The sequence below is a fragment of the Weizmannia sp. FSL W8-0676 genome (assembly GCF_038593015.1).
GTDB lineage: Bacteria > Bacillota > Bacilli > Bacillales > Bacillaceae_C > Weizmannia > Weizmannia coagulans.
This window is the reverse complement of sequence record NZ_CP151954.1, coordinates 1,454,195-1,468,573: the sequence shown is the minus strand read 5'-3', so window position 1 is coordinate 1,468,573 and position 14,379 is coordinate 1,454,195. Positions and strand designations below refer to the sequence as shown.

The 14,379-nt window shown below is 48.1% G+C and carries 14 protein-coding genes; 3 read left to right on the top strand and 11 right to left on the bottom strand.

Features of this window, described 5'->3' with window-relative positions:
• Positions 1-4: 4 nt before the first annotated feature.
• The 3 genes from parC to NST20_RS07085 all read right to left on the bottom strand — a co-directional run bounded on the left by parC (position 5) and on the right by NST20_RS07085 (position 5,091).
• Positions 5-2,452, bottom strand: coding sequence for a DNA topoisomerase IV subunit A (gene parC / locus NST20_RS07095; RefSeq protein WP_019721220.1), 2,448 nt, complete (start codon positions 2,450-2,452; stop codon positions 5-7).
• Positions 2,449-4,428 carry a DNA topoisomerase IV subunit B gene (parE, locus tag NST20_RS07090; protein ID WP_026104551.1) on the bottom strand — a complete coding sequence of 660 codons (1,980 nt, stop codon included), beginning with the start codon at positions 4,426-4,428 and terminating at the stop codon, positions 2,449-2,451. The genes parC and parE overlap by 4 nt, the downstream gene beginning before the upstream one ends.
• Before the next feature lie 249 nt (positions 4,429-4,677).
• Entirely contained in the window at positions 4,678-5,091 is a 414-nt protein-coding gene (locus NST20_RS07085; RefSeq protein ID WP_013859315.1) for a CoA-binding protein, read from the bottom strand.
• Positions 5,092-5,269: 178 nt separating this feature from the next.
• Between NST20_RS07085 and plsY the strand changes: the two genes are divergently transcribed.
• Together plsY and NST20_RS07075 are read left to right on the top strand one after the other, a co-directional pair.
• On the top strand, positions 5,270-5,869 hold the full coding sequence (gene plsY / locus NST20_RS07080; RefSeq protein ID WP_342400325.1) for a glycerol-3-phosphate 1-O-acyltransferase PlsY: 600 nt from the start codon (positions 5,270-5,272) through the stop codon (positions 5,867-5,869).
• A gap of 129 nt (positions 5,870-5,998) precedes the next feature.
• Positions 5,999-6,292: a HesB/YadR/YfhF family protein gene (locus NST20_RS07075; RefSeq protein ID WP_342400324.1), complete on the top strand. Its 294-nt coding sequence runs from the start codon at positions 5,999-6,001 to the stop codon at positions 6,290-6,292.
• Positions 6,293-6,345: 53 nt separating this feature from the next.
• On the opposite strand, the gene NST20_RS07070 is transcribed toward NST20_RS07075, so the two are convergent.
• The 6 genes from NST20_RS07070 to acnA all read right to left on the bottom strand — a co-directional run bounded on the left by NST20_RS07070 (position 6,346) and on the right by acnA (position 10,738).
• Positions 6,346-6,648, bottom strand: a complete 303-nt coding sequence (locus tag NST20_RS07070; RefSeq protein WP_014098355.1) for a hypothetical protein — start codon at positions 6,646-6,648, stop codon at positions 6,346-6,348.
• A 15-nt stretch (positions 6,649-6,663) separates the two neighbouring features.
• Entirely contained in the window at positions 6,664-7,083 is a 420-nt protein-coding gene (locus NST20_RS07065) for a thioesterase family protein (protein ID WP_342400323.1), read from the bottom strand.
• A 206-nt stretch (positions 7,084-7,289) separates the two neighbouring features.
• Entirely contained in the window at positions 7,290-7,520 is a 231-nt protein-coding gene (gene tlp / locus NST20_RS07060; protein WP_013859310.1) for a small acid-soluble spore protein Tlp, read from the bottom strand.
• 27 nt (positions 7,521-7,547) lie between these two features.
• The gene (locus NST20_RS07055; RefSeq protein WP_013859309.1) at positions 7,548-7,691 is read right to left on the bottom strand and encodes an acid-soluble spore protein N; all 144 of its coding nucleotides are present in this window, start codon (positions 7,689-7,691) and stop codon (positions 7,548-7,550) included.
• A 66-nt stretch (positions 7,692-7,757) separates the two neighbouring features.
• Complete coding sequence (locus tag NST20_RS07050) at positions 7,758-7,892, bottom strand: FbpB family small basic protein (protein ID WP_013859308.1); 135 nt, start codon at positions 7,890-7,892, stop codon at positions 7,758-7,760.
• Between the two features lie 110 nt (positions 7,893-8,002).
• Positions 8,003-10,738, bottom strand: a complete 2,736-nt coding sequence (gene acnA, locus NST20_RS07045; RefSeq protein ID WP_342400322.1) for an aconitate hydratase AcnA — start codon at positions 10,736-10,738, stop codon at positions 8,003-8,005.
• A gap of 246 nt (positions 10,739-10,984) precedes the next feature.
• Here acnA and sspO point away from each other — a divergent pair, with 246 nt between their 5' ends.
• Complete coding sequence (sspO, locus tag NST20_RS07040) at positions 10,985-11,134, top strand: small acid-soluble spore protein O (protein ID WP_013859306.1); 150 nt, start codon at positions 10,985-10,987, stop codon at positions 11,132-11,134.
• A gap of 95 nt (positions 11,135-11,229) precedes the next feature.
• Here the strand turns inward: sspO and NST20_RS07035 are convergent, their stop codons facing one another.
• Both NST20_RS07035 and NST20_RS07030 read right to left on the bottom strand, forming a co-directional pair.
• Positions 11,230-12,474 carry an aminopeptidase gene (locus NST20_RS07035; protein WP_342400321.1) on the bottom strand — a complete coding sequence of 415 codons (1,245 nt, stop codon included), beginning with the start codon at positions 12,472-12,474 and terminating at the stop codon, positions 11,230-11,232.
• 412 nt (positions 12,475-12,886) lie between these two features.
• Entirely contained in the window at positions 12,887-14,302 is a 1,416-nt protein-coding gene (locus NST20_RS07030; RefSeq protein ID WP_342399544.1) for an ISLre2-like element ISBco6 family transposase, read from the bottom strand.
• Between the last annotated feature and the right edge of the window lie 77 nt (positions 14,303-14,379).

Here is a 14,379-nt window from a genome sequence, read left to right as displayed (position 1 = left end):
TTTTTCAATCGTTTTCTTCCGCGGCAGCCTCTTCCGGTTCCTGCTTCCATACTTCTGCCACTGTCCCGTTTTCTTCTTCATCAATGGCAAATGAGCCATTTGAATAACGGTCATGGTCGCGCAAGTCATGGAGTGGAATGTCTTCCTGATGCCCTTTTTCCGTTACGACCGAGACGGTTTCCCCATTGCCTGCAATCACGGCCCCGGCGATCCGGTGCGGATGGGCTTTTAATTCGCGCAGCATGAGGACGCCACGTTTGGCCCGGCTTGTTTTGTCAAATTCGGACACTTTCATCTTCTTGACGGCGCCTCTTTGGGTGGCAATGAAAACTTTATCTTTTTCCGGATCTTCAATGATTTTCCCGCTAACGAGCCGGTCGCCTTCTTTCAGGTTCATGCCTTTTACCCCTGCTGCCCGCTGGCCGACAACGCTGATTTCCGCTTCATCAAACCGGAGCCCGTAACCGAGGCGGGAAGCGAGGAAGACTTCTTTCGAGCCGTCTGTCAGGTGGACATCGACCACTTCATCATCGCCCTTTAAGTTTATTGCGACAAGGGCTTTCGAATAGCGCTGTGCCTGGTACTGCTGCAATTCCGTTTTCTTCGCCATGCCGTTTTTCGTAAAAAACAAAATAAACTGCGGCTGGTTGAAATCTTCAATCGGGATCACTTTGATGATGCTTTCATCGCGCTCAAGCGCCACAAGATTGGAAACATGCTGCCCGAGATCTTTCCAGCGGATATCCGGCAGTTCATGGACCGGCAAATAGATATAGCTCCCTTTATTTGTGAAAAGCAGCACCGTCTGGACGGTATTGAGCTGCCGTTTAAAGAGCAGGCGGTCGCTGTCTTTAATAGCAAGGTCCCGGCCGTTTGAAGCGGTGTAAGAACGGATGCTTGTCCGTTTAATATAACCATCTTTCGTAATGGTGACCATCACATCTTCATTCGGGATCATTGCTTCCAGATTGATTTTTAGTTCCTGTATTTCCGCTTCAATCGTTGTCCTTCTGTTATCGGCGTATTTTTTCCGGATTTCTCTCAGTTCTTTTTTGATTACCGTGAACAGTTTTTTCTCGCTGGATAAAATCGCGAGATAGGTCTCAATTTTTTTCTCAAGGTCTTCCGCTTCATTCTGCAGCGTCGTAATATCCGTATTGGTCAGGCGGTAGAGCTGCAGCGTGACGATCGCTTCAGCCTGGGGCTCGGTAAAATCAAACTTTGCGATTAAGTTCGCTTTGGCATCTTTTTTATCTTTGGATGCCCGAATCGCCGCAATGACTTTATCGAGAATGGAAAGTGCCTTCATCAGGCCGTCGACAATATGCTTGCGGTCACGTGCTTTTTTGAGATCGAATGCCGTCCTTCTTGTGACCACTTCTTTCTGGTGTTCAATATAAGCATCAAGCAATTCGCGGAGTCCCATCAGCTGCGGGCGGCGGTTATGGATGGCCACCATATTGAAATTGTAGGAAACCTGGAGATCGGTGTTTTTAAATAAATAATTCAGGACGCTGTCTGCATCCGCATCTTTTTTCAGTTCGATCACAATCCGGAGCCCGGTCCGGTCAGTTTCATCACGGACTTCGGAAATGCCTTCCACTTTCCGGTCAATCCGGAGCTCGTCGATTTTTTTGACAAGATTGGCTTTATTGACTTCATAAGGAATCTCTGCGATGACAATCTGCTTCCGCCCGCCGCGGATCTCTTCAATCGATGTCCTGCCTCTTACGACCATTTTGCCTTTGCCAGTTTCATATGCTTTTTTAATCCCGTCAATTCCCTGGACAATGCCACCTGTTGGAAAATCAGGGCCTTTTATGACCGCCATCAGGTCGTCCACCGTGCAATCCGGGTTTTCCATCCGCATGATGGCCCCGTCAATGATCTCCCCGAGGTGGTGCGGTGGAATTTCGGTTGCATATCCGGCCGAGATGCCGGTCGAGCCGTTCACCAGCAGGTTGGGAAACCGGGCGGGCAGCACAACCGGCTCATTTGCGGTATCATCGAAATTCGGGATAAATTTAACCGTTTCTTTATCAATATCATGAAGGAGTTCGGATGCAATCGGGGCGAGCCTTGCTTCCGTATACCGCATGGCCGCGGCCGGGTCGCCGTCAATGCTCCCGTTATTGCCGTGCATCTCGATGAGCACATTTCGCAGCTTCCAGTCCTGGCTCATCCGCACCATCGCTTCATAAACGGAAGAATCCCCGTGCGGATGGTAGTTGCCGATGACGTTGCCGACCGTTTTTGCCGATTTCCGGAAATGCTTGTCAGCGGTGTTCCCCTCTACATGCATCGCATACAGAATCCGCCGCTGCACCGGCTTCAGGCCGTCCCGCGCATCCGGAAGGGCACGATCCTGGATAATATATTTGCTGTACCGGCCGAATCGGTCGCCCAGCACCTCTTCCAAAGGCAAATCTTGAAAACGTTCAGCCGTCTTCATCCGTTCATGTCCCCTTCCTCAATCATCAAATTCTCATTGTCTAAAATATTGGTATCGTCTTCAAGCCCGAATTCCACATGATTTTCAATCCATTGCCGGCGCGGTTCGACCTTATCGCCCATGAGCGTGGTCACCCGCCGTTCGGCACGGGCCGCATCATCAATGCGGACACGGATCAAAGTCCGCGTTTCCGGATTCATCGTCGTTTCCCAAAGCTGGTCGGCATTCATTTCGCCGAGCCCTTTGTAACGCTGCAGGATATAGCCGCGTCCGACTTTTTTGATCGTTTCATCCAATTCTTTTTCGGTCCACGCATATTCCACGATTTCTTTCCTGCCGGTGCCTTTGCTGACTTTATAAAGCGGCGGCAGCGCGATGTAAACTTTTCCCGCTTCGATCAAAGGCCGCATATAGCGGTAAAAGAACGTGAGAAGCAGCACCTGGATGTGGGCACCGTCCGTGTCGGCATCGGTCATGATAATGACTTTGTCGTAATTGACGTCTTCCAAATTGAATTCAGGGCCGACGCCGGCACCGATCGTATAAATAATGGTATTGATTTCTTCATTTTTAAAAATATCCGCAAGCTTTGCTTTTTCCGTGTTGATGACTTTTCCGCGCAGCGGCAAAACAGCCTGGAATTTCCGGTCGCGCCCCTGTTTCGCAGAACCGCCCGCCGAATCCCCTTCAACCAGATACAATTCATTCCGCTGCGGATTGCGGCTTTGCGCCGGCGTCAGCTTTCCGGATAAAGTCGTTTCCGATTTCTTCCGTTTTTTGCCGCTTCTGGCTTCTTCCCGCGCTTTCCTCGCTGCTTCCCTTGCCTGCGACGCCTTGATGGCTTTCCGGATCAAAAGATTGCTCGTATCCGGGTTTTCTTCAAGAAAATAAGACAGGTGCTCCGAAACAATCGTATCAACTGCAGAGCGGGCTTCGCTTGTGCCAAGTTTTCCTTTCGTCTGCCCTTCAAATTGGAGCAGCTCTTCCGGAATGCGGACGGAAATAATGGCGGACAGCCCTTCGCGGATATCCGTCCCTTCGAGGTTTTTATCTTTTTCTTTTAACAGTCCGGTTTTTCTTGCATAATCGTTCACGACGCGCGTCAAGGCCGTTTTTGCCCCAGCCTCGTGCGTGCCGCCGTCTTTCGTGCGCACGTTGTTCACGAAGGATAAAATGTTTTCCGAAAAGCCGTCGTTAAACTGAAAGGCAAATTCCGCTTCGATTCCGTTTGTTTCCCCTTCGATAAACACAACCGGATGGAGCACTTCTTTTCCTTCGTTCAAGTACTGGACAAAGGCTTCAATGCCGTTTTCGTAGTGGAACAGATCATGCCGCCCGAAACGTTCATCGGTGATTTCAATTTTTAACCCTTTTAAAAGAAAGGCCGATTCGCGCAACCGTTCGCATAATGTATCGTAATTAAAAGTGATGGTGCTGAAAATGGACGGGTCGGGTTTAAAGTGTATCGTTGTGCCGGTCTTATTGGTTTTCCCGGTTTTCTCAAGCGTTGTTTCCGGTTTGCCGCCGTCACGGAAACGCTGTTCATACACATAACCGTCGCGGTGTATCGTAACAACCAGCCATTCCGACAGGGCATTCACGACAGACGCGCCGACACCGTGCAGGCCGCCGCTCGTTTTATAGCCGCCCTGCCCGAATTTTCCGCCGGCGTGCAAAATCGTCAAGATCACTTCTGTCGTCGGTTTGCCGAGCTTGTGCATCCCGACCGGCATGCCACGCCCAAAATCCTGGACGCTGATGCTGTTATCTTTGTGAATGTTGACGATGATATGGTTTCCGTACCCGGACAGCGCCTCATCCACCGCATTGTCGACGATTTCATAGACAAGATGGTGTAAACCGCGCGCATCGGTCGACCCGATGTACATGCCCGGTCTTTTCCTTACTGCCTCCAGCCCTTCCAGCACCTGGATCGCATCATCGTTATATTCCAATATATTTTGTTTCTTCGCCACATCTATTCCCCTTTCAATTGCAAAGCACGTGCATCCGCCGTTCATAGGAACAAATATTCGTTCTCATTATAACATCATTTGCCGTTTTTATCATACTCATTTTATCGATAAAACGGAATTTGTAAAGGGTATGCGGAAATAACGCAGGGGCAAAGCAACGGTTATGGAACTTCTCCGGCAAACGGCCGCTTGATTGGGCAAATATAAAGAAAGCAAGCGCCCTTTAAGCTGGCGCCTGCATGAAAAAGCCTATTTTGTCAGGGCATGTTCCACTTTAATGCAGCGGTTCATCACTACCGTATAGCCTTTTTCTTTTAAAAACCGGTACGCTTCTTCGTTTTCGATGCCAAGTTGCGCCCAGAAAACATCCGCATCGATTTCATCAAACTCCCGTGCCAGCTCCGGCAAATATTCGGGCCGCCTGAAAATATCGACAATGTCCACATGGCCTTCGATATCTTTTAAAGACGGAACAGCCTTTTCCCCGAGAATTTCCGTTGCTTTCGGATTGACCGGAATAATCTCATAACCGGCATCCTGCATGGCTTTGGCTACCATATAAGATGTTTTTTCCGGGTTATTGCTCAATCCTACCACTGCAATCCGTTTTGCTTTTTGTAAAATTTCCCTGATTTCTTCCCTGCTCGGATTTTCTATTGCCATTTGATCAACCCCTCTCCTTTCTTGTACTTTCGCCAGTCCGGTCCCATCTTAAACATTCGCTTGATCTTTTCTAATTCCTGCCTGGCGCGAAAATCTGCACAGAATCGGCAAAAAATATTCCTCTTTCCTTTAAGAACATGCTACAATAAGCATAGATTTTTTCCAAGGAGTTTTGCACATGACTATTGCCCTGATGGTCCTTTTGGCTTACCTGCTCGGCTCAATCCCGACAGGCCTGATCGTTGGTAAGCTTTTTTACGGGATAGACATCCGCGAGCACGGCAGCGGGAATCTCGGCGCAACCAATACATTCCGCGTGCTCGGCATCAAAGCCGGCAGTGTCGTAACAGTGGTGGATATTCTGAAAGGGACGATTGCCACCTTATTGCCCCACTTTTTTGGACTGGAGCATACGGTGCACCCGCTTTTAATCGGGCTGATTGCGGTGATCGGCCATATGCTTCCGGTATTTGCCAAATTTAAAGGCGGCAAAGCGGTGGCCACTTCTGCAGGCGTTGTCCTTGCCTACCAATGGCCCTTGTTTGTTATGGTGATTATCGTCTTTTTGGTTACTTTAAAAATAAGCAAATATGTTTCGCTTTCTTCCATCATGGCGGCTTTTTTTGGCATCCTGTATACGCTCATTTATATGATCGTGACGCATGACTGGCCGCTGTTTGTCATCGTTCTGGCGCTCGCCTCTTTCATTATTTACCGCCATAAAGCCAATATTAAGCGGATTAAAAATAAGACCGAGCCGAAAGTCAAGTGGCTGTAAGGCAGCCGTTTTTTAAAACCCGATGTTTCCTGCAAACCCGGAACCGGTCCGGAGGCAAAAGGTTAGGGGAAAAGCGTGCTTTGGTCTATAATGAAAATGCAAAAGGCGCAGTTGGAAGGAAGTGGCGGCATGAAAATGCACATTACAGATGAGGCGGTAAACTGGTTTAAAAGGGAACTGGAACTGGATGACGGCGAATCCGTCCGCTTTTTTGCCAAATATGGCGGTTCCACGCCTATCCAGCACGGATTTTCACTTGGCGTTCAAAAGGACATTCCCGACGATCCGGCGGCGGCCGTTGAACGGAACGGCAATGCCTTTTTCATTGAAAGCACGGACGAATGGTATTTTGACGGCCATGATTTGTATATCGGGTATGACCCGAAACGGGATGAACCGGTATATGAATATAAAAAAGGTTAAAACCGGGATCATCCGGCAGCTTTTGCTTTTTTGCTGCCAGTGATGCCGGTTTTTCATTTTAAAAATTTTTTTGCTTCCGCAAGGCGCCCTTCTTTTTGCAAAATTTCTCGCTGCTTCCTGCCAAGCAGGTCGAAATGGCTGTAACCGTCTTTACGGACATGAATCCATTCTTTTTTTAGCTGGTAGCGCGCTCCCCATGCAGCTAGTTTCTCAAGATCTTTACAGCCGACTTTTGTGACCGATTTTGCGCCGGGGAAACGGTCGTCCAGCCAAAAATGCGTTAAAAACGCAATCTCCCCGCGGTCAATCGCCGCTTTCCACGCTTTAAGCTGGTTGCGGTGTATGCCAAAAGCCAAATCCATCCCCCCGCTTTATGATTTTTTTGCTTTTTCATATGCTTTATGCCATTTTGGGTAGAGGCGGCGGAACGAAACCGGTCGGAAGCTGTCTTTCTTTACGCAGACATGTGTTGAACTCGCGGCCACGGCAAGGTCGCCGGTTTCTGTGTAAATCTCATATCCGTACTTTACGCGCAGTCCGTCATATGCATCGACCCATGTTTTTACGGTCACTGTTTCCCCGTAACGGGCCGGTTTTTTGTATGAAATTTGAATATCGATGACCGGCGACAAAATCCCATCCTTTTCCATATCCGCATAACGGAAGCCAAGGTCTTCGATTAATTTCGTCCGCCCCACTTCCATCCAAATCAGATAATTGGCATGGTACACAACCCCCATTTGGTCTGTTTCCGCATACCGCACTTTGACTTCTGTTTCTGATACAAACATCCCGGACACCTCTTTCATATGTACAGTCAATTTTATTTTAGCATAAAGAAAATTCCCCCTCCTAAAAGGATGCCTGATACGGGGCGGGGAAAACTTCGGATACATGCATGGCCGCAGCAAAAGGAGAGAAAAAACGGCCTTTCCGAGAGGGAAAAGGCGTGGTTCCAAAGAAACGCTGCTGTTTTCCGTCGAAAGGCCGTTTTCGTTTATTGCTGCTGTTTGTATGCGGCTTCGTCTTTTACCTCGGTTCTCATCGCTTCGAGGCTTTCACGGCGCCGCTCATTTTTTTCCTTTATTTGTTGGATTTGCGTTTCATCACTTGTAACAGCAAGCGATTCTTCCGCACTTTCCATGTTTTCGATCGTATTGTGGATCATGTTTTGCAGTTTTTCCACATTATCGCTGCGGTCGTCCGGTTTCGGCCGGTTATGCGCCATTGTGTTCTCCTCCTTCGGCTGTTGAAGCTACTCCCCTTTTGTCTGTATCACCTGTGCATGCTGTCCCGAACGGTCCTGCATCTTCTTCCCCTTATTGCCGGAAAATCCGCGCGGCTGCGTGCCAAGATGATCGGGAACGAAATATTTGCTTTTCTTGTTTGGATTGCTCATCACATCTCCCCCCTCCTCATACATTTTCCCCCGGAGGAAAGCGGATTATGATCCACAAACAGTGGCTTATTCTGCTAATTTCATCTCGTGTTTCCGGTCCAGCCGTTCTTCTATCCGCATCAGCGCATCCCTGTCGCGCAACAGTTCCTGTTTATTTTCGGCAACAAGATCCGAAAAGGTCTTTTTATGGGTTTTTCTCATATTTGCCCACTCCTTACAAGTATTTTTACTTAGTATGGGCAATTATGGGAAAAATTATAAATTTGGTTCAAAAAAAAAAGCTGCGGCTTCTGCCGCAGCTTTTTTAAACATTATGATTTTGATTGCACTTCATTTTTGGACTGCTGCAGTTTTTCGCGCAGCACCATTTGCAGGATGCCGCCGTGGCGGTAATAGTCAATTTCTACGTCGGAATCGAACCGGACAAGCGCTTCAAATTCCGTTTTCTTCCCGTTTTCGTCAGTTGCCGTAACCTTTACCCAGTCATGCGGTTTAACATTTTCGTCAATATGGACATCAAATGTTTCTTTGCCGGTTAAGCCGAGCGTGTCGGCATTTTCGCCTTTTTTGAACTGCAGCGGCAGCACGCCCATGAGAACGAGGTTGGAACGGTGGATCCGTTCAAAGCTTTCCGCAATCACGGTTTTAATGCCGAGCAGGTATGTGCCTTTTGCCGCCCAGTCGCGTGATGAGCCCATGCCGTAATCTTTGCCGGCGAGAACCACAAGGCCGGTGCCGTTTTCTTTATAACGCATGGCAGCATCATAAATCGACGTCACTTCATTCGTCGGCCAGTAAGTCGTATAGCCGCCTTCCGTACCCGGTGCAATCTGGTTGCGGATGCGGATGTTGGCGAATGTTCCGCGCATCATGACTTCATGGTTGCCGCGGCGGGAACCATAAGAGTTAAAGTCACGCGGTTCGACTCCTTTTGACAACAGATATTTTCCGGCAGGTGTGTCTTTACCGATCGCACCCGCAGGCGAGATATGGTCGGTTGTCACCGAATCGCCGAATTTGCCGATGACACGCATGCCTGAAAGCGGCTGTACTTCGCCCGGTTCAGGCGAGAGATTTTCAAAGAACGGCGGATTTTGGATGTAAGTCGATTCCGCATCCCATGTATACAGCGGTTCGTCGCTCGTTTCGATCGCATTCCACCGTTCATTGTCGGTAAAGACGTTTTCATATTGTTTGCGGAACAGTTCCGGCGTGACGACTTTTTGGACATTTTCTTTGATTTCATCCGCTTGCGGCCAAATATCCTTCAGGTAGACGTCTTGGCCGTTTTTGTCTTTGCCGATCGGGTCATGGTTTAAATCGATATTCACCGTTCCTGCGAGCGCATAAGCAACCACAAGCGGCGGCGAAGCCAGATAGTTGGCTTTAACAAGCGGATGGATCCGGCCTTCAAAATTCCGGTTCCCGGAAAGGACACTCGTTACGAGCAGATCATTGTCCATGATGGTTTTTTCAATTTCTTCCTTCAACGGGCCGGAGTTACCAATACAGGTCGTGCAGCCGTAACCGACCAGGTTAAAGCCGAGCTGTTCGAGGTACGGCATTAAACCGGCGTCTTTTAGATAGCCGGTCACGACTTTTGATCCCGGCGCGAGCGAAGTTTTCACATATTTCGGCACTTCCAGCCCTTTTTCAACCGCTTTTTTCGCAAGCAGGCCGGCCCCGAGCATAACGTAAGGGTTTGAAGTGTTTGTGCAGCTTGTAATCGCTGCAATGGCGACTGCGCCGGTTTTTATCACGGCTGTTTCGCCGTTGTTAAAATGGATAACAGCCTCTTTATCGAGCTCTTTTTCATCCAGTCCGAAACCCTGGTTGCCGGCAGGCGCCGTAATCGCTTTTTGGAAAGCGGACTGCATTTGCGATAACGGAATCAAATCCTGCGGGCGTTTCGGGCCGGAAAGGTTGGCTTCAATTTCAGAAAGGTTTAGTTCAAGCACATCCGTATAAACCGGGTCTTCTTTGTCCGGCGTAAAGAACATGCCGTTTTCTTTCAAGTAAGTTTCCACAACTTTTACATGTTCTTCGCTGCGGCCAGTTAAGCGCAAATAGGCAAGCGTCTCATCATCAACCGGGAAGAAACCGCAAGTTGCCCCGTATTCAGGCGCCATATTTGCAATGGTCGCACGGTCTGCAAGCGGCAGCGTCGAGACGCCCGGGCCAAAGAATTCGACAAATTTGCCGACCACGCCTTTTTGGCGCAAAAGCTGGGTGACTTTTAACGCAAGGTCGGTAGCGGTTGCCCCGTTCGGAAGCGATCCGGTCAGTTTTACGCCGATGACTTCCGGAATCGGGAAATACGAAGGCTGTCCGAGCATGCCGGCTTCCGCTTCAATGCCGCCGACACCCCATCCGAGCACACCGAGGCCGTTGACCATTGTCGTATGGGAGTCGGTCCCGACGAGGGTATCCGGATACGTTTCATATTCGCCGTTTTCCAGTTCATTTTCATGGACGACACTTGCCAGATACTCAAGGTTTACCTGGTGGACAATCCCCGTTGCAGGCGGAACGGCACGGTAATTGTCAAACGCTTTTTGTGCCCAGTTTAAAAATTTATAGCGTTCGGCATTGCGTTTGAATTCAAAATCCATATTCACCTGAAGGGCATCCGGCGCGCCGTATTTGTCAACCTGAACCGAGTGGTCGATCACAAGGTCAACCGGCACTTCCGGATTGATTTTATCCGCGTTTCCGCCCAAATCAGCCATCGCTTTGCGGAGGGAAGCAAGATCAACAACAACCGGGACACCGGTAAAATCTTGCAAAATAACGCGCGACGGTTTAAACGGGACTTCTTTGTCCTTTACTTCATCCGATCCCCATTTCGCCAAGTCTTCAACATGTTCTTTCGTAATCGCGCGGCCGTCCATTTGGCGGAGCACCGATTCAAGCAGCACTTTAATCGAATACGGCAGGCGCGCAACATTGGCGACTCCTGCGTCCTCTAGCGCTGTCAGGCGGTAATAGTGATAGCGTTTCCCATTTACTTCAAAAACGGTACGCGCTTTAAAGACATCATTGGACATGTCTTTTCCCCCTTTGTCATGATTCGTATTTTCGTCATTTAAAAGATTAACAGAATGATTCGTATAAAAAACGCCTCACAGCTTCATCATATTACAATAAATGACATAAGTAAATAACAATAATATTATTGTCTGTGATAAGTTTTAATTATATCACCTGCCATTTGGTTTGCAAAAAATTTATCGGTAAGGTATGATTTTCCCTTTATTCAACATACTAAAACTGTAGCCAGGGAGGTGAGCCTTGTGACAAGACAGAAAGCAAACCATATCCGGCCGGGCATGAATGCGGCAAAAGCGCAAGGGAAAGGCGCCGGATACAATGAAGAATTTTCAAACGAGCCTTTAACGGAAAAAGAAAGGCAGTTTAATAAAAAACGCAAGAAAAACCAGTAGCATGGCAAAGAAATCAGCTTGACAAGCTGATTTCTTTGTTTTGTCCATTGAGAATCTTTATCAATATAATATTGATGTTTTTCTGATGTTTTTCTTTAGATGGCCCAGTCCCCATTGCGGAAAACCGGAACAAGGGTTCCATCCTGTTTGATGCCGTCAATATTCATATCAGCAGAGCCGATCATAAAGTCAACGTGGACATTGGAGACGTTCATGCCGTGTTTTAACAGTTCTTCTTCGCTCATTTTCGTGCCGCCCTGGATCGTTGTCGGATAGGCTGCGCCAATGGCCAGGTGGTTTGAGGCATTCTCGTCAAACAATGTATTGAAAAATGTAATGCCGGACTGGGAAATCGGCGACGGATCCGGTACAAGCGCAACTTCCCCGAGCCCTGTTGCACCTTCGTTTTCAAATACGAGTTTTTTGATCGCTTCTTCGCCTTTTTCAGCAGAAATATCGACAATTTTCCCGTCTTTGAAATGGACAACAATGCCTTCGATTAAAGTGCCTGCATAACTTAAAGGTTTTGTGCTGCGCACGACGCCTTCCATCCTGTGCGTATCCGGTGCAGTAAACACTTCCTCTGTCGGCATATTAGCAATGAATTCTTCGCCTTTCGGGTTCACGCTGCCCGCACTGGCCCAAATATGGTTTTTTGGAAGGCCGAGTGTAAGGTCCGTCCCCGGCGCCGTATAATGAAGGGCATCGAATTGAATGCCGTTTAGCTTCGCCGCTTTTTCATTTAACTTCTGTTTATGTTGTTCCCAGGCGGCAACCGGGTCGTCCGCGTAGACACGGCATGTTTTAAAAATCTGGTCCCAAAGCGCATCGACCTGTGCTTCTTCGGTTTCTAAATCCGAAAACACTGCTTTTGCCCATCCGGCCCCCGCCGCTGCAGCAACCGTCCATTTGATATCGTCATTTTGCGTTGCAACCCGCTGCGCTTTGAAAGCTTTCGCCGCTGTATTTTGATAAGCGGCCACTTTGTGCGGATCGACCTCATTGAGCAGGCCGGGGTCGCTGGAAAGAATAGACAGCCGGCTCACTTTATGGTTGAGCACATGGTCTTCCGTCTCGGCAATTTTGTAATCCGGAATATGCGTCAGCACTTCCTGCGGCTGGTTCAGGTAATGCTGCTTTGTAATTTCATCATCCGACCATTCGACGATTACTTTTTCCGCGCCCAGTGCATACGCTTCTTTTACGACAAGGCGCGCAAGTTTTGCCTGGTCGACTGCAATATATACTTTTACCCAGTCGCCCTGCTTCACATTGATGCCCTTTGCCGCGAGCAATTTCGCATATTTTTGTAAATTCTGTTCAAAATTTGGCAAAGCCATTTTGATTCCCTCCTGTTCATTGCTTTTCATTATGTATAAACCTTCCCGTCGCAGGCCTGATACAATTCTATATTATACCAGATCCGGGCGCAGATGAAAAAAAGCAGGGATCTTTCGTATGTGTCAAGTTTTTCTCGATAAGGTTTAAATATCGGGATTCCAAGACACTCTTTTTGTACACTTTCGGCTACCGTGCTTTACTTGCTCGGTGTAATTTTCGGAAAAGATGTAATATTTCCGTATAAAGATGGATAACGGGGATGTTGAGGCGCGCGAAATTCACTCGCTTTCCGCGGGCGGCCGGCGAGCCTCCTCGCTCGTACCTCGCTGCGGGGTCTCTCCTGGCTCGCTTTTCCCGCAGGAGTCTCGTAAATTTCGCGCGCCTCAACGATCAGTCCCCACTGAGCCAAGCTTAAAACGAAAGCTCTAATATTTTGCTTAAATGTCCCATTGCCGATGAACTGCTTGAATGCAGGGCAACTGATCCGTGCTTTACGCCCACTGACGGGCGTACAGGCTGCTTGAGTAGTTGAGACATCCTGATTAATTGTTTCAAGTTCCGTTGCTTTCTCTCGCTTCTTGAACGGTGTTTCAGATAGACTTCTCTCAATGTCCCATTGAGTATGCCTTGTTTGATTTTCACCATGGCTTCTGCGCCAAGTTCACTCCAATGCATGCCCCTTTTTTTCATCCTGAAGGAGATATGCCTTTGATTCGATTCCATCGCTCCTAGGCCTCTCGCACCTTCCGGCACGTTTTTCACCCTGTCTCTCCAGTCAAAAATGCGGTCCCAGTTTTTCAAGATATACGAACGGAATTCCTTGATTTTCTTGAGAGCCTTTTTATCCGTCAAGGTGCTTTCGTGCGTATCCAAATATAACGTGAATTGGTCCAGGTCATGCGTTCTAATCGCTTTTCTAATTTGCTCCTTGATCTCGCTCTTTCCGCCCCCAAATGTCCTTATGATGGCTTGTGCAACGTGGTAGGTATCCAGCTGGTTGAGCACCGGAAATTCCGACTGTGAGAAAGCTGTTTGAAACCGTTCAGCTGTGTATCCCGCACCTCCATCACTGTTTGTAATGACATGCGTTTTTTCGAGGGAGTAGGTGTTGGCAGCTGTGGCTTGGACTTCATCCCAAAATGTCTGGATGGCTTCCGTTGTCATGATGACTGTGGGCTGACGCAGGGAGACCCTTTTACCATTGGTTTGCCATCCCTCATAGAGAATGGCGTGGTGGACTTCCATACTCTGTTTCTTTTTTAGTCCCCGAACGAATACACCATCTGCTTCAGAAAACAGGTAGTCTACCTTCTTCCCCTCAGGCAGGGAAACAGCTATTTCTAGCTCTTCTACAAGTGCCTTATCGGCTTCCGCCTGAGTTTTCCCTACGTGTTTTACCATGTTCCCTACAGTTGTGTGACTAAGACTCACTGCTGTCCACTCTTTTAAAATATCAGCTACTTCCCGATAGGTGTTCTCACTTGCCAACTCTGCCACCTTTAATTCCACTAACGGGCTGTATCGTTGGTGTGGTACCAGCCCTAACCATTCATCCAGAGGATAATGGGAATTTCCTCTCTTGTCATGCATGAATGAGCGTTTAAAGGTCACACTTCCAAATAGAAACTGAATGTTTCTGTTATCACTCCGGCAGTACACCCAGCCCTCCTCTAACTTCTCCTGTTTAATTGTTTTATCTAACTCTTCAAATATTTCCCCAACCCATTGTGTAAAAGCCTTCTGCATCAAAAGTTTAAGCTGTTCTTCAAATTCCATAAGACTTTTTGTATCCTTTAATAATCCAGCAATTATTGATATAATATCCATGGGAAGACCTCTCTCTCTAGATGTTCATCTTGAAGTGTACAATTAGATGATAGAGCGTCTTCCCATTTTTTTCCACT

Excerpts from the sequence above, each read along its gene's own strand:
- parC (WP_019721220.1), bottom strand. The coding sequence starts at position 2,452 with ATGAAGACGGCTGAACGTTTTCAAGATTTGCCTTTGGAAGAGGTGCTG.
- NST20_RS07085 (WP_013859315.1), bottom strand. The coding sequence starts at position 5,091 with ATGGCAATAGAAAATCCGAGCAGGGAAGAAATCAGGGAAATTTTACAA.
- plsY (WP_342400325.1), top strand. The coding sequence starts at position 5,270 with ATGACTATTGCCCTGATGGTCCTTTTGGCTTACCTGCTCGGCTCAATC.
- NST20_RS07075 (WP_342400324.1), top strand. The coding sequence starts at position 5,999 with ATGAAAATGCACATTACAGATGAGGCGGTAAACTGGTTTAAAAGGGAA.
- NST20_RS07065 (WP_342400323.1), bottom strand. The coding sequence starts at position 7,083 with ATGTTTGTATCAGAAACAGAAGTCAAAGTGCGGTATGCGGAAACAGAC.
- tlp (WP_013859310.1), bottom strand. The coding sequence starts at position 7,520 with ATGGCGCATAACCGGCCGAAACCGGACGACCGCAGCGATAATGTGGAA.
- NST20_RS07055 (WP_013859309.1), bottom strand. The coding sequence starts at position 7,691 with ATGAGCAATCCAAACAAGAAAAGCAAATATTTCGTTCCCGATCATCTT.
- NST20_RS07050 (WP_013859308.1), bottom strand. The coding sequence starts at position 7,892 with ATGAGAAAAACCCATAAAAAGACCTTTTCGGATCTTGTTGCCGAAAAT.
- acnA (WP_342400322.1), bottom strand. The coding sequence starts at position 10,738 with ATGTCCAATGATGTCTTTAAAGCGCGTACCGTTTTTGAAGTAAATGGG.
- NST20_RS07035 (WP_342400321.1), bottom strand. The coding sequence starts at position 12,474 with ATGGCTTTGCCAAATTTTGAACAGAATTTACAAAAATATGCGAAATTG.
- NST20_RS07030 (WP_342399544.1), bottom strand. The coding sequence starts at position 14,302 with ATGGATATTATATCAATAATTGCTGGATTATTAAAGGATACAAAAAGT.